Source organism: Thioalkalivibrio sp. XN279 (assembly GCF_011089885.1).
GTDB lineage: Bacteria > Pseudomonadota > Gammaproteobacteria > Steroidobacterales > XN24 > XN24.
Map to the genome: position 1 here is coordinate 1 of NZ_JAANBD010000015.1, position 13681 is coordinate 13681.

The following is a 13681-nucleotide window of genomic DNA, read 5'->3' on the forward strand; positions in this document are numbered from 1 at the left end:
CGCCGCCGCCGCAACCTCGCCGGGGCCTTCGTCGCCGGCCAGGGCGCCGGCGGGCTGCGCCTCGCGATCGTGGATGACGTCTTCACCACCGGGTCCACGGCCGAGGGCCTGGCGCATGCGTTGCTCGACGCCGGCGCCGGCGGGATCGAGGTATGGACCGTGGCGCGCGGGGGCACCGCTCAGGCGGGCGCGTAGATGTAATGCAGCAGGATGCCGACGAAGACCACCATGCCGTAGTGGTGGTTGTTGAGGAAGGCGCGGAAACAGAGCTCGGGACGGCGGTCGCGGATGAGGCGCTGTTGCCACAGCGACAGCGCCGCGGCGATGGCCAGCGCGCCCAGGTACCAGGCGCCGAGGCCGGCCTGGCGACCGATCAGCCACAAGGCCAGCAACAGGAGCAGCTGCAGCACGCCGATGAGCAGCCGGTCCGCGGCGCCGAACAGGATGGCGGTGGAGCGCACGCCGAGCTTGAGGTCGTCCTCGCGGTCCACCATGGCGTACATGGTGTCGTACACCACGGCCCAGATGACGACGGCGATGAACATCAGCCAGGCGAGCTGCGGGACGGTACCGGTCTGTGCGGCAAAGGCCATCGGCACCGACCAGCCGAAGGAGGCGCCCAGCCAGATCTGCGGCAGGTGGGTGAAACGCTTGAGGAAGGGGTAGGCCACCGTGAGCACGGCCCCGGCCAGTGCCAGCAGCACGGTGAGCCGGTTCAGCGTCAGCACCAGGCCGAAGGCCACGGCGCCGAGCGCCGCCGCGAGCAACAGCGCTTCCAGCGGGGAGACCGCGCCGCGCGCCAGCGGACGATCGCGCGTGCGCTCGACATGGGGGTCGATGCCGCGGTCCGCGAAGTCGTTCATGACGCAGCCCGCCGAGCGCATCAGCACGACGCCGGCGACAAACACCAGCAGCACGTGCGGGTCGGGGCGCCCCTGGCCGGCGATCCACAGCGCCCACAGCGTCGGCCACAGCAGCAGCAGCGTGCCGATGGGCCGATCCAGCCGCATCAGCAGGGCATATTCCCGCAGCTGCGAGCCGAGGCGGCGCGGCAGGGCGCCCTGGCCTAGCGGTTCCTGCATCGGGTCAGGCCGGGGAGGAAGATCTCGTAGATCAGCAGCGGCCCGGCCGCCAGGCTGAAGCGTGAGCGCCGCGCCCAGATGGACGCCGGGCGGATGTCGCTGTCCTGCAGCGCCGGCATGAACAGCGGGTGGTTCGGGCTGACGCGCGCGAACTCGAACGCCGAGCGGCAAATGCCGTCGCGCTCCAGCAGCGCGTCCCCCAGGGGGCGGTCACCCAGGGCCTCGAGCCACGGCGTGCCGGCCAGCGTCGCCGACGGTATCAGCGTGGTCGCGCACACGCACAGGCTCTCGCCGCAAAACATGCGCACGCGCCGCGCGCGCGCTGACTCTCCCGCGAGCAGCCCGCGCGCGTCCTCAGGTATGGGCTCGCCGGCCTCGCCCAAGAGCTCGAGGCGGAATCCCTGCGGGCAGGCGGCACGCAGGCGCGAGGTCAGGGATCCCGGGTCGCGCATCCAGTCGCGCAGCCCGGCGTCCTCCGGCAGGGCCCCGCGAGCGCGCGCCGGCAGCCAGGCCAGGGGCTCGGCGAGGTTGTCGGGCCGCGCGGTAACAGGACTCTCGCTGCTCATGGGGCGGGGTGTCGCAGGGAACGGAAGAACATTATAGATGCCTTCTGCGATTCGTCAGACCTGGCCGTAACGCGTGGCCGCGCCGATCCACCTTCGCTCCAGGCCGGCCACCGTTTCCGGGTGGCGCTGCAACAGGGCGTCCGCGAGCTCTCGCACCTGGGGCATGAGCGCGGCGTCGCGCGCCAGGTCGGCCACCTTGAGCGCCAGCAGCCCGGTCTGGCGCACGCCGAGCACTTCGCCGGGCCCGCGCAACTCGAGGTCGGTGCGGGCGATGCGGAAGCCGTCGTTGGTCTCGCGCATCGCCGCCAGGCGCGTGGTCGCGGCGGGCGACAGCGGGGGCTTGTAGAGCAGCACGCAGGAGGAGTCGTCCGAGCCCCGGCCGACGCGGCCGCGCAACTGGTGCAGCTGGGCCAGCCCCATGCGCTCCGCGTTCTCGATGATCATCAGGCTGGCGCGCGGCACGTCGACGCCGACCTCGATCACGGTGGTGGCCACGAGCAGCTGGATCTCGCCGGCCTTGAAGGCGCGCATGACCTGCTCCTTACCCGCCGGCTTCATGCGGCCATGCACCAGCCCGATGGCCAGCTCGGGCAGCGTCTCCGCGAGCAGCGTCGCCGTGTCCTCCGCCGCCTGCGCCTGCAACTGGTCCGACTCCTCCACCAGCGGGCAGACCCAGTACGCCTGGCGCCCGGCGGCGCACGCCTCGCGGATCCGGGTGATGACCTCGGCGCGACGGGATTCCGGCATGGCCACCGTCCGCACCTCGCCGCGTCCCGGCGGCAACTCGTCGATCACCGAGGTGTCGAGGTCGGCGTAGGTCGCCATGGCGAGGGTGCGCGGGATGGGGGTGGCCGTCATCACCAGCTGGTGCGGGCGGCGGCCGGCGCGCGTCCCCTTGTCGGTCAGCGCCAGGCGCTGGTGCACGCCGAAGCGGTGTTGCTCGTCGATCACCGCCAGCGCCAGGCGCGCGAACTCGACGCCTTCCTGGAACAGGGCATGCGTCCCCACCGCGACGGCCGCCTCCCCCGAAGCGATGCGCGCGCAGGCGTCGCGCCGCTGTGCCGCCGGCAGCGAACCGGACAGCCAGGCCACGTCGACTCCGAGCGGTTCGAGCCAGGCGCGGAAATTGGTGTAATGCTGCTCGGCCAGCAATTCCGTGGGCGCCATGATGGCGGCCTGCGCGCCCGAGGCGACCGCCTGCAGGGCCGCGACCGCAGCCACCACGGTCTTGCCGCTGCCGACGTCGCCCTGCACCAGCCGCATCATGGGTTCGCGCGCCGCCAGGTCGCGGCGCACCTCCGCGACCACGCGGCGCTGGGCGCCGGTGAGCGTGAACGGCAGGCTGTCGATGAAGCGCTCGACCAGCGGCCCGCCGGGCAAAGGCCAGGCCGGCTTGCGGCGCGCCTGGTGGCGCAGCGCGCGCATCGCCAGCTGGTGCGCCAGCAGCTCCTCCAGCGCGAGTCGCCGTCGCGCCGGGTGGCTGCCGCCCTCGAGCGCGGCGAGATCCGCGTCGGGCGGCGGGTGATGCAGCAGGCGCAGGGCGTCGTCCAGCGACGGCAGGCCGCGGCCGGCCAGCGCGCCCGGCGGCAACAGCTCGGGCAGGGAATCGCCGAGCGCCCGCATGGCCATGCGCACGAGCTGGCGGAGGCGCGCCTGCGTCAGGCCCTCGGTGCCCGGGTACACCGGCGTCAGGGCCTCGTCCTCCGTGCCGCCGGGACCGTCGGCGCGCTGGTACTCCGGGTGCACGATCTCCAGTCCGCGCTGGCCCGCGCGTACCTCGCCGAAGCAGCGCAGTCGCGTGCCCCGGGCCAGCGACTCCTGCTGGCGCGCGTTGAAGTGGAAAAAGCGCAGCGTCAGCATGCCGGTGGTATCGCCGAAGGCGACCACGAGCATGGGGCGGCGCCGGCGCACGACTTCGGTCAGCAGCACCTCGCCCTCGATCACGGCGCGCTGGCCGGGGCGCAGCGCCCCGATCGGGAGCACGCGGGTGCGGTCCTCGTAACGCGCCGGCAGCAGCAGTACCAGGTCCTGCACCGTGCGGACGCCGAGCTTCTCCAGCCGGGCCGCCAGTGCGGGACCGACGCCGCTCAGCCGCGTGACCGGGTCCTCGGGCGCGACGGGCACGCGGCTGGCGGGCGCCTCAGCGCCCCTTCACCAGCACGGCGTCGACCTCGACGCGGGCGCCCTTGGGCAAGGCGGCGACCTGGACCGTGGCGCGCGCCGGATAGGGCGGATCCAGGACTTCTTCCATGACGCGGTTCACCACGGCGAAGTCGCCGAGATCGGTGAGGTACACCGTGAGCCGCACGGCCTCGCCGAGGCTCGAGCCCGCGGCAGCGGCCACGGCGGCGAGGTTGCTGAACACCTGCCGGACCTCGGCCTCGATGTCGCCCTCGACCAGCGTCATGGTGGCGGGATCGAGCGGGATCTGGCCCGAAAGCCACACGGTGCCGGCGCACTCGACGGCCTGGGAATAGGTCCCGATGGCGGCAGGGGCGCGGTCTGTAGCAATGGCATGGCGGGTCATGGCGTCTCCTTCAGGTGTTGGTGCGCGCCACCGACAGCACTTCCGGCATGGTGCGGATACTGCGCAGCACGCGCTCGAGCTGGTCCCGTCCGTCCACCTGCAGCAGGAAGATCAGCGACGAACTGTCGCCGTCGCGCTCCACCACCTGGACGTGCTCGATATTGGTTTCTGTCGAGGAAATGTTGGCGGCCACCGCGGCCAGCACGCCGAGCCGATTGTGCACCTCGGCGCGGATCTCCACCGGGAAGGTGCGGTTGAGCCGGCTTTCCCATTCCACGGCCACCCACTTGTCGGGCTGCTTGCGGAACTCGGCCAGGTTGCCGCAGTCCTCGCGGTGGATGACGATGCCGCGCCCTGCGCTGAGATAGCCGAAGATCGTGTCGCCGGGGATCGGGTGGCAGCAGCGGCCATAGGTCACGACCATGCCCTCGGTGCCGGCGATCACCAGCGGCGCGGCCTGGCCGGCGCCGACTTCACCGGAGTCGTCCGGCAGCAGGCGCCGCGCCACCAGTGCCGCCATGCGCTCCCCCAGCCCGATCTGCTCGTACAGCTCCTGCACGTTGTTGCAGCCGAGCAGCTCGAGCGTCGCCCGCATGCGTTCGTCCGGGACCTTGCGCACCGAGAGCTTGAACTCCCTGAGCGCGTTGTCCAGCAGCCGGCGCCCGAGTTCCGCGGCCTCGTGGTGCTGCAGGTTCTTGAGGAAACTGCGAATGGCGGTGCGCGCCTTGGCCGTGACCACGAAGTTCACCCACGCCGGGTTAGGCGAGGCGCCCCGCGCCGTGATGATCTGTACCGTCTGGCCGTTCTTCAGCGCCGTGCGCAAGGGTACCGGGCGACGGTCGATGCGCGCCGCCACGCAGCGGTTGCCCACGCCGGTGTGCACGGCGTAGGCGAAGTCCACGCAGGTCGAACCGCGCGGCAGGCGCACGATGTCGCCCTTGGGCGTGAAGACGTACACCTTGTCCGGGAACAGGTCGATCTTGACGCTCTCGAGGAACTCCTCGGAACTGCCGCCCTCCTCCATCTCCATCAGGCTCGACAGCCACTCGCGCGCCCGCACCTGCGGCTGGCCGGCCGCGGCGCTGCCGGTCTTGTACATCCAGTGGGCGGCGATGCCCGACTCGGCGACGCGGTCCATGTCCTCGGTGCGGATCTGTACTTCGCACGGCAGGCCGCCGGGGCCGAACAGCGTGGTGTGCAGCGACTGGTAACCGTTGACGCGCGGGATGGCGATGTAGTCCTTGAAGCGGCCCGGCATCGGCTTGTAGCACTTGTGCACGACGCCGAGGCTGCGATAACAGTCGTCCACCGAGTCGACGATGATGCGGATGCCGTAGACGTCGACGATCTCGCTCAGGGCGCGCCGCTTCTCGCGCATCTTGCGGTAGATGCTGTAGATGTGTTTCTCGCGGCCCGCCACGCGACCCTCGATCTCGGCCTCGCGCAGGCTTTCCTGGAAACGCTTGCCGATCTTCTGCAGCACCTGCTTCTGGTTGCCCTGCGCCTTTTTCAGGGCGCGTTCCAGGACGCGGTAGCGATGCGGGTACATGCAGCGGAAACCGAGATCCTCCAGCTCCAGCCGGATGGCGTTCATGCCGAGGCGGTTGGCGATGGGGGCGTAGATTTCCAGTGTCTCGCGTGCGATGCGGCGCCGTTTTTCCGGCGGCATGATCCACAGCGTGCGCATGTTGTGCGTGCGGTCGGCGAGCTTCACCAGGATCACGCGCATGTCGCCGACCATGGCGAAGAGCATCTTGCGGAAGCTTTCGGCCTGCGCCTCGGCGCGGCTGCGGAACTCCACCTTGTCCAGCTTGCTGACGCCGTCGACCAGTTCGGCGACTTCGGCGCCGAACATGGCGGCGATGTCCGCCTTGGGAACCCCGGTGTCCTCGATGACGTCGTGCAGCAGCGCCGCCATCAGCGTCTGGGCGTCGAGCCTGAGCTCGGCGAGGATCGTGGCGACCGCTACGGGGTGAGAGATGTAGGGTTCGCCGGAGTAGCGCTGCTGGCCCTCGTGGGCCTTGGCGGCGAACTCGTAGGCCTGCATGACCTGCGCGACCTGGTCGGCCGGCAGGTACTTCTCCATCCTGCGGTTGAGCCGGTCGAGCCCAATGGAGCGCTTCCTCTTAGGCAGCCGGGCCAGGAAGGAAGCGGCGTAGTCCACGGGCGCGGATCCTCCCTCTTCAGTCTCCCAGTGGCGGGATGGGACGGTCGAAGGGCTCGGGCTCGCGCATCACGGCGGCCGGCTCGGGCTCGTCGAGGATGTCCTTGCCAATGACGCCGTCGGCGATTTCACGCAGCGCCACCACCGTGGCCTTGTCGTTCTCCCACTCCAGGCTGGAGGGGGCGCCATTGGCGAGCTGGCGGGCGCGCCGGGCGGCGATCAGGACGAGGTCGAACAGGTTGTCGACGTTCTGCATGCAGTCTTCAACGGTAATACGGGCCATGGCGTTCTCTGCAGTCGAGGAAAGCCCCGGGTCTTCGGGGCGAGCGGTCCATAGTAACGGAATCGGCGCCGGCGCTGCCAGTACGGGCGCGCGGTCAGTCCAGCAGGGCGGCGATGACCGGCGCGAGCTCCGGGCGCCGGGCCCGGCTGGCTGCCCCGCGTCCTTGCACGATGTCGGCGAGGGCGTCCAGCGCGCGGCCAAAATCGTCGTTGACCACCACGTAGTCGAACTCGTCCCAGTGCGACATGTCGGCGGCCGCATCGGCGAGGCGGCGGCGGATCACCGCCTCCGTGTCCGTACCGCGGCCGCGCAGGCGGCGCTCCAGCTCGGCGCGCGAGGGCGGCAGGATGAATATGCCCGCCGACTCCGGCATCTGCGCCCGGACCTGCCGCGCGCCCTGCCAGTCGATCTCCAGCACCACGCCGTAGCCGTCGGCCAGCAACGCCTCGACCTGGCCCCGCGCCGTGCCGTAGCAGTTGTCGAACACCTGCGCATGCTCCAGGAAAGCGCCCTCGTCGAGCATGCGCGCGAAGGTCTCGCGGCTGACGAAGTGGTAATGCTGGCCGTCCTGCTCGTCCGCACGGCGGGGCCGCGTGGTGTAGGAGACCGAGAAACGCAGCTCGGGCTGGCGCTCCATCAGCGCGCGCACCAGCGAGGTCTTGCCGGCGCCCGAGGGCGCGGCGATGACGAAGAGGCGGTTTTCGGCCGCCTCATTCGACATTCTGTACCTGCTCCCGCATCTGCTCGATGAGCACCTTGAGCTCCACCGCGAGGCGCGTGGTGTGTGCGTCCACCGACTTGGAGCCGAGCGTGTTCGCCTCGCGGTTGAATTCCTGCATGAGGAAATCGAGCCGGCGGCCGTTGGCCTCGCCGGCGTCGCTGGACAGGATGCGCCGCACCTCGGCCACGTGCGCGGCGAGGCGATCCAGTTCCTCGTCCACGTCCATCTTGCCGAGCTGCAGCGCCAGTTCCTGTTCCAGGCGCTGCGGCTCGAACTCGACCTCGAGCCCCTCGAGCCGTTCCAGCAGGCGCGTGCGCAGGCCGTCGCGAATGTCGGGCAGCACGGCGCGCACCTCCTCTGCCAGCGCTGCGACGCCGGCGCAGCGTTCCGCCAGGGCCGCGGCCAGGTGTTCGCCTTCACGCCGGCGCGACGCGTCCAGCGCTTCCAGCGCCTCCGCGAGCGTCTGCGCTGCGAGCTCCGCCAGGGGTTCCATGTCGCGTTCCTGCTCGCGCACCACGCCGGGCCAGCGCAGGATGTCCATGGCGCCGGGGAGCGCCAGGTCGCCGTTGCGCTCGCGCACGCGCTGCGCCGCTTCCACGACGCGCGCTGCGAGCTCGAGATCGAGCGCAAGTTCGCGCCCCGTATCGGCGTGCCAGCCCAGGCGCAGGCTGGCGTCGATCTTGCCCCGCTTCAGCTGCGCGGCAACCTGCTGGCGGAAGCGCCCCTCGAGCGCCCGCAACTCCTCCGGCAAGCGCAACCCGATTTCCAGGTAGCGATGGTTCACGGCGCGAAGCTCCCAGGCGATCGTGCCCCAGGGCGCGTCGCGCTCGATGCGGGAGAAGCCCGTCATGCTGCGGATCATGGCTGCATATCCATGGCGCGGTGAGCGTATACTGGCCGGCCTCGCGCCCCAGTGAGCGGGCGCGTAGTCTAGCAGAAGGCCGGGGAAGGATTTGCGCTTCGAAACAGCCGAGATCAGTCTGCTCGGCGACCGCGAGGATAACCAGGATCGCGTCGCCATCCATGCTGGCGCGGGGGGTCTGCTCATGGTCGTCGCGGATGGCATGGGCGGGCACTCGGGCGGGGCCCTGGCCGCAGCGACCGCGGTGGACTCGCTGCGCGACAGCTACGCTGCGGCGGAGCCGGCTTTCGATGCGGCGAAATTCCTGCACGCGGCCATCGTGCGGGCGCACGACGCGGTGGTGGCCGTCGGCGAGGAGGTGGGCATCGGCAGCCGGCCACGCACCACCTGCGCCGTTTGCGTGGTATGCGACGGCGTCGCGACCTGGGCGCACGTCGGTGACACGCGGGTCTATTTTGCCCGCGACGGCGCGCTGGTGACCCGTACCCGCGACCACACGGCCATCGAGGCGCTGTTGCAGGACGGCCTGATCAGCGAAGACGAGATCCCCGGCCACCCCATGCGGCACTACGTCGAGTTCTGCCTCGGCGGCGCGCCCGAACGGCCGTTGATCACCCTTTCCGAGCCGGTGGCGCTGGTTCCCGGCGACTTGTTGCTGCTGTGTTCGGACGGCCTGTGGTCGGGCGCGGGTGATGCCATGCTCGCCGCAGGCCCGCAACAGGGCACGAGCCTCGCCGACTGGCTGTCGCGCACGGCGGGCCGGGCCGTGCGCGCCTGCACACCCTACAGCGACAACACCACGGCAGCCGCCCTGCGCGCGCTGGCGGATTAAAGGATCGACGCCATGAGCGAAATCTCCAGGCCGAGCAGCCGGCGCCCTGATGAATTGCGCCCGGTGCGCTTCCAGCGCGGCTACCAGGAGCATGCCGAAGGCTCGGTGCTGGTCGAGTTCGGTGCCACGCGCGTGCTGTGCGCGGCGAGCGTCGAAGAGCGCGTGCCGCCGTTCCTCAAGGGCAAGGGCCAGGGCTGGGTCACGGCGGAGTACGGCATGTTGCCGCGCGCCACCCACACCCGGAACCCGCGCGAGGCGGCGCGCGGACGCCAGGGCGGACGCACGCTGGAGATCCAGCGGCTGATCGGTCGCAGCCTCAGGGCGGTGCTGGACCTGCGCGCGCTTGGCGAGCGCACCATCACGCTGGACTGCGACGTCATCCAGGCCGACGGCGGCACCCGCACGGCCGCCATCACCGGCGCTTACGTGGCACTGGTAGACGCCATCGACAGCCTGCGGCGCAAGGGGCTCGGCAAGAACCCGGTGCACGGCCAGGTCGCGGCGGTCTCGGTCGGGATCTATCGCGGCATGCCCGTGCTGGACCTCGACTACGCCGAGGACGTCGAGGCCGAGACCGACATGAACGTGGTCATGAACGATGCCGGCGCTTTCGTGGAACTGCAGGGCACGGCCGAGGGCCACGCTTTCCATCGCGCCGAGCTGGACCAGCTGGTCGACCTGGCTGCGAGCGGCATCGGCGAGTTGCTGGCAATGCAGCGGGCCGCGCTGGAAGCATGAGCGTGACCCCGCGGCGCGTCGTGCTGGCCAGCGGCAACGCCGGCAAGGCCCGCGAAATAGGCGCCCTGCTCGCCCCGGCCGGCATCGAGATCCTGTCGCAGGCGGACTTCGGCCTCGAGTCCGCCGCGGAAACCGGCCTGACGTTCATCGAGAACGCCCTGCTGAAGGCGCGCCATGCGGCGCAGGGCAGCGGGCTGCCGGCCATTGCCGACGACTCGGGCCTGGTGGTCGACGCCCTCGGTGGGGCGCCGGGCATCCATTCCGCGCGTTATGCCGGCGGGGGCGGAGATGCCGCCAACATCGCGCGGCTGCTGGCTGCGCTTGACGGCGTACCGCCGGCGGAGCGCTCGGCCCGTTTCGTTTGCGTCGCGGTCTTCCTGCAGGGCCCCGCGGACCCGCTGCCGCTGGTGTGCCAGGGCGCCTGGGAGGGACGGATCGCGACTCGCCCGCGCGGCTCCGGCGGCTTCGGGTACGACCCGGTGTTCCTGCCGTTGGGTGACCAGCGCAGCGCCGCCGAGCTCGCGCCCGAGGAGAAGAACCGTTGCAGTCATCGCGGGCGCGCCTTCGCCGCGCTGCGGCTGCGGCTGTCCGGTTCCGCGCTAGCGGGCGACGCCGGCGCGGGTGCGTCGTAGGCGTGGGGCCGCTAGAGCGCCCGCCGCTGGGCGTCTACGTGCATCTGCCCTGGTGCGTGCGCAAGTGTCCTTACTGCGACTTCAACAGCCATGAGTTGCGCGGCGAGGCCCCGTTCGCCGCCTATGTGGACGCATTGCTCGAGGATCTCGGGCAGGACCTGCCGCTGGTCGAGGGCCGGGCCGTGCAGACCGTATTCTTCGGCGGCGGCACGCCCAGCCTCTGCCCGCCGGAACAGGTCGGGCGTTTCCTCGACGGCCTGGCGCGATGCCTGCCGGTCGCCACGGATGTCGAGGTGACGCTGGAAGCGAATCCCGGCGCTGTCGAGCGGGGCCGCTTCAGCGAGCTCGCCGCCGCCGGAGTGAACCGCATCTCGCTGGGCGTGCAGAGCTTCCAGCCCGCGCTGTTGCGGGCCATCGGCCGGATCCATGACGACCGCGAAGCGCTCGCCGCGATCGGCGAGCTCGCCGCCGCCGGCATCGACAACTTCAACATCGACCTGATGTACGGGCTGCCCGGCCAGTCCGTGCCGGATGCGGCGGCCGACCTGCGCCGGGCCCTGGAAGCGGGGCCGGCGCACCTGTCGCTGTACCAGCTCACGCTGGAACCCGGCACGGCGTTCTTCCGCCGGCCGCCGCAGCTGCCCGACGAGGACGCATGCTGGGAAATGGAGCGGGAGGCCGCGGACCTGCTCGAGGCAGCCGGGTTCCGGCGCTACGAGGTTTCGGCCTGGGCCCGCCCGGGGGCCGCCTGCCGGCACAACCTCAATTACTGGTTGTTCGGGGACTACCTCGGCCTCGGCGCAGGGGCACACGGCAAGCTGACCCTCGCCGACGGCCGGGTGTTGCGTCGGCGCCGCCGCCGCCGGCCCGCGGGCTGGCTCGAGGGCGAGCGCCTGGAGGGTGAGGAGTGGCCGGACGCCGATGCGCTGGTGTTCGAGTTCATGCTGAATGCGCTGCGGCTGGTGGAAGGGTTCAGTCTCGAGCTGTTCGCGCAGCGCACCGGCCTGGCGGCCGGGCGGGTCGGGCCGCGGCTGGAAGCCGCCCGCTCGCAGGGCCTGGTAGAGGAGCCGACGCCCGGTTTCTGGCGCCCGACGGCGCTCGGGCGCCGTTTCCTCAACGATCTCCAGGGCCGCTTCCTGCCCCCTGGGGAAGGCTGACGCGACAAGTACTTATGCACATCTGCCCGCCGTGGCCCGCGGTCCCCCGCTGTCGCCAAGGCAGCGCGCGCGGCGCATGCGGCAAGCCACGATGGCTTTGATGTAAGTTGCTGTTTTTGAAGCGATGAAGCGGGGTTGGTCAAATTCTGACCAAGTCGAGTCGCAGCGCAGTCGCGGCTGGGCGCAGGCGAGTCATCAAGCCGCCATACACAGAGTTATCCACAGCTTTTGTGGATAAGAATCAAAGGCGCAGGCGGGGAAGCGATTAGCACCGCGAACTTAAAGCCGTTCCTCATCATCGTGGTGCGACGCAACAGCGCTCCCGGCGGCGGCCGGGCCCGGCGGCGTGTGGCGGTGGCGCCGGGCGTTTCCCGGCAAAGGCTTGCCCGGGAGCGGCCCAGTCGCTATTATGGCGCGCTTTTCCACTCATGCCCGTTCCCGGAAGGCCGACCATGAAGCCGAACATCCATCCCGAGTACTCCGAGATCAAGGTGGTCTGCAGTTGCGGCAACACCTTCACCACGCGTTCCACGCTGGGCGAGGAGCTGCACGTGGAAGTCTGTTCGCAGTGCCATCCCTTCTACACCGGCAAGCAGAAGATCGTGGACACCGGCGGCCGCGTCGACAAGTTCCGTCGCAAGTACGGTGGCATGAGCGCCTGAGCGGGAAGGAACGACCGGACCAGGCTGGAAAGGGCGCCCTCGAGGCGCCCTTTTTGCATCCGCCGCCGGGACATGGCCACCCCCCTGGATTATAATTTCGGGTCCACCCGCGACCCCGAATCGTCACCACGCACCAGGAAGGCCAGCATGAGCGACAAGACCCTGACCATCGTCAGCGACACGGACGGAACACGGCTGGAGATGCCGGTTCGCAGCGGCACTGTCGGACCGGACGTGGTCGACATCGGCGCGCTCTACAAGCAGCTGGGCGTGTTCACGCTGGATCCCGGTTTTGTCTCCACCGCCAGCTGCGAGAGCGCGATCACCTACATCGACGGCGACGAGGGCGTGCTGCTGTATCGCGGCTACCCGGTGGACCAGCTCGCTGAGCGCAGCAGCTTCCTCGAGGTGGCGTACCTGCTGCTCAACGGCGAGCTGCCGACGCGCGGCCAGCTGGAGCACTTCACGCACATCATCACGACGCACACGATGATCAACGAGACGCTGCTGCGTCATTTCAACGGCTTCCACCACAACGCCCACCCGATGGCGATGCTGTCCTCGGTGGTGGGCTCGATGTCAGCCTTCTACCACGACTCGACGGACATCGAGAGTGCGCGCCACCGCGAGATCTTCGCCCACCGCATCATCGCCAAGATTCCCACGATCGCGGCTGCGGCCTACAAGCACTCCGTGGGCCAGCCCTTCATGTACCCGCGCAACGACCTGGACTACTGCAGCAACCTGCTGCACATGTTCTTCGCCGTGCCCTGCGACCAGTACCGTGTCGATCCGGTCGCCGCCGAGGCGCTGGACCTGCTGTTCATCCTGCACGCGGACCACGAGCAGAACGCCAGCACCTCGACCGTGCGCCTCGCGGGGAGCTCCGGCACCAATCCCTACGCCGCCATCTCCGCCGGTATCGCCACCCTGTGGGGCCCCGCGCACGGCGGCGCCAACGAGGCGGTGCTGAACATGCTGGAGAAGATCGGCTCGGTGGAGAACATCCCGAAGTTCATCGCCAAGGCCAAGGACAAGGACGACCCGTTCCGCCTCATGGGTTTCGGCCACCGCGTCTACAAGAATTTCGACCCGCGCGCCAAGTTGATCCGCACCATGTGCCACAAGGTGCTGAACCGTCTCGGCCATACCGACTCGCCGATGTTCGAGCTGGCGCTGCGCCTGGAAGAGATCGCGCTGGAAGATGAATACTTCATCGAGCGCAAGCTGTACCCGAACGTCGATTTCTATTCCGGCATCATCTATCGCGCGCTCGGCATCCCGACCTCGATGTTCACGGTGATGTTCGCCATCGCCCGCACCGTCGGCTGGGTCGCGCACTGGCAGGAAATGATTGTCGATCCGAAGCGGCGCATCGGTCGCCCGCGCCAGCTCTACACCGGCGCCGGCAACCGCGACTACGTCCCGATCGAGCGTCGCGGCAGCTGACCGGCG

At 70.1% G+C, this 13681-nt stretch carries 15 protein-coding genes; 7 read left to right on the forward strand and 8 right to left on the reverse strand.

The features are described 5' to 3' along the window. The coding region (locus G8346_RS01605) for a ComF family protein (protein ID WP_370520513.1) at window positions 1–195 on the forward strand (195 nt) is incomplete at its 5' end. Here the strand turns inward: G8346_RS01605 and ubiA are convergent. The 8 genes from ubiA to G8346_RS01645 form a co-directional block, all read right to left on the reverse strand. Further along, window positions 180–1082, reverse strand: coding sequence for a 4-hydroxybenzoate octaprenyltransferase (gene ubiA, locus G8346_RS01610; protein WP_166047553.1), 903 nt, complete (start codon window positions 1080–1082; stop codon window positions 180–182). The two genes, G8346_RS01605 and ubiA, sit on opposite strands and share 16 nt — an antisense overlap. Continuing rightward, window positions 1067–1648, reverse strand: a complete 582-nt coding sequence (locus tag G8346_RS01615; protein WP_166047555.1) for a chorismate lyase — start codon at window positions 1646–1648, stop codon at window positions 1067–1069. The genes ubiA and G8346_RS01615 overlap by 16 nt, the downstream gene beginning before the upstream one ends. 54 nt (window positions 1649–1702) lie before the next feature. Continuing rightward, window positions 1703–3772, reverse strand: coding sequence for an ATP-dependent DNA helicase RecG (recG, locus tag G8346_RS01620; RefSeq protein WP_166047557.1), 2070 nt, complete (start codon window positions 3770–3772; stop codon window positions 1703–1705). Window positions 3773–3788: 16 nt separating this feature from the next. Next, on the reverse strand, window positions 3789–4175 hold the full coding sequence (locus G8346_RS01625) for a Rid family detoxifying hydrolase (RefSeq protein WP_166047558.1): 387 nt from the start codon (window positions 4173–4175) through the stop codon (window positions 3789–3791). A 10-nt stretch (window positions 4176–4185) separates the two neighbouring features. Continuing rightward, window positions 4186–6339 (reverse strand): bifunctional (p)ppGpp synthetase/guanosine-3',5'-bis(diphosphate) 3'-pyrophosphohydrolase, encoded by a 2154-nt coding sequence (locus G8346_RS01630; RefSeq protein WP_370520514.1) that lies wholly within the window; start codon window positions 6337–6339, stop codon window positions 4186–4188. 19 nt (window positions 6340–6358) lie between these two features. Continuing rightward, window positions 6359–6622: a DNA-directed RNA polymerase subunit omega gene (gene rpoZ / locus G8346_RS01635; RefSeq protein ID WP_166047560.1), complete on the reverse strand. Its 264-nt coding sequence runs from the start codon at window positions 6620–6622 to the stop codon at window positions 6359–6361. A gap of 94 nt (window positions 6623–6716) precedes the next feature. Next, window positions 6717–7343: a guanylate kinase gene (gmk, locus tag G8346_RS01640; protein WP_166047562.1), complete on the reverse strand. Its 627-nt coding sequence runs from the start codon at window positions 7341–7343 to the stop codon at window positions 6717–6719. Beyond that, a complete protein-coding gene (locus tag G8346_RS01645) occupies window positions 7333–8205 on the reverse strand; it encodes a YicC/YloC family endoribonuclease (protein ID WP_166047564.1) in 873 nt (290 codons plus the stop codon). The genes gmk and G8346_RS01645 overlap by 11 nt, the downstream gene beginning before the upstream one ends. Before the next feature lie 91 nt (window positions 8206–8296). Between G8346_RS01645 and G8346_RS01650 the strand changes: the two genes are divergently transcribed. From G8346_RS01650 to G8346_RS01675, 6 genes are all read left to right on the forward strand, one after another. Next, window positions 8297–9037: a PP2C family serine/threonine-protein phosphatase gene (locus tag G8346_RS01650; RefSeq protein WP_166047566.1), complete on the forward strand. Its 741-nt coding sequence runs from the start codon at window positions 8297–8299 to the stop codon at window positions 9035–9037. Window positions 9038–9049: 12 nt separating this feature from the next. Further along, window positions 9050–9775, forward strand: coding sequence for a ribonuclease PH (gene rph / locus G8346_RS01655; protein WP_166047568.1), 726 nt, complete (start codon window positions 9050–9052; stop codon window positions 9773–9775). After that, a complete protein-coding gene (gene rdgB, locus G8346_RS01660; protein ID WP_166047570.1) occupies window positions 9772–10407 on the forward strand; it encodes an RdgB/HAM1 family non-canonical purine NTP pyrophosphatase in 636 nt (211 codons plus the stop codon). The genes rph and rdgB overlap by 4 nt, the downstream gene beginning before the upstream one ends. 2 nt (window positions 10408–10409) lie before the next feature. Further along, entirely contained in the window at window positions 10410–11564 is a 1155-nt protein-coding gene (gene hemW, locus G8346_RS01665; RefSeq protein WP_166047572.1) for a radical SAM family heme chaperone HemW, read from the forward strand. A gap of 452 nt (window positions 11565–12016) precedes the next feature. Beyond that, window positions 12017–12226: a 50S ribosomal protein L31 gene (gene rpmE / locus G8346_RS01670; protein ID WP_166047574.1), complete on the forward strand. Its 210-nt coding sequence runs from the start codon at window positions 12017–12019 to the stop codon at window positions 12224–12226. A gap of 147 nt (window positions 12227–12373) precedes the next feature. Then, window positions 12374–13675: a citrate synthase gene (locus tag G8346_RS01675; protein ID WP_166047576.1), complete on the forward strand. Its 1302-nt coding sequence runs from the start codon at window positions 12374–12376 to the stop codon at window positions 13673–13675. Window positions 13676–13681 lie beyond the last annotated feature (6 nt).

Excerpts from the sequence above, each read along its gene's own strand:
- rdgB (WP_166047570.1), top strand. The coding sequence starts at position 9,772 with ATGAGCGTGACCCCGCGGCGCGTCGTGCTGGCCAGCGGCAACGCCGGC.
- rpoZ (WP_166047560.1), bottom strand. The coding sequence starts at position 6,622 with ATGGCCCGTATTACCGTTGAAGACTGCATGCAGAACGTCGACAACCTG.
- G8346_RS01615 (WP_166047555.1), bottom strand. The coding sequence starts at position 1,648 with ATGAGCAGCGAGAGTCCTGTTACCGCGCGGCCCGACAACCTCGCCGAG.
- gmk (WP_166047562.1), bottom strand. The coding sequence starts at position 7,343 with ATGTCGAATGAGGCGGCCGAAAACCGCCTCTTCGTCATCGCCGCGCCC.
- ubiA (WP_166047553.1), bottom strand. The coding sequence starts at position 1,082 with ATGCAGGAACCGCTAGGCCAGGGCGCCCTGCCGCGCCGCCTCGGCTCG.
- G8346_RS01675 (WP_166047576.1), top strand. The coding sequence starts at position 12,374 with ATGAGCGACAAGACCCTGACCATCGTCAGCGACACGGACGGAACACGG.
- rph (WP_166047568.1), top strand. The coding sequence starts at position 9,050 with ATGAGCGAAATCTCCAGGCCGAGCAGCCGGCGCCCTGATGAATTGCGC.
- G8346_RS01625 (WP_166047558.1), bottom strand. The coding sequence starts at position 4,175 with ATGACCCGCCATGCCATTGCTACAGACCGCGCCCCTGCCGCCATCGGG.
- G8346_RS01645 (WP_166047564.1), bottom strand. The coding sequence starts at position 8,205 with ATGATCCGCAGCATGACGGGCTTCTCCCGCATCGAGCGCGACGCGCCC.
- rpmE (WP_166047574.1), top strand. The coding sequence starts at position 12,017 with ATGAAGCCGAACATCCATCCCGAGTACTCCGAGATCAAGGTGGTCTGC.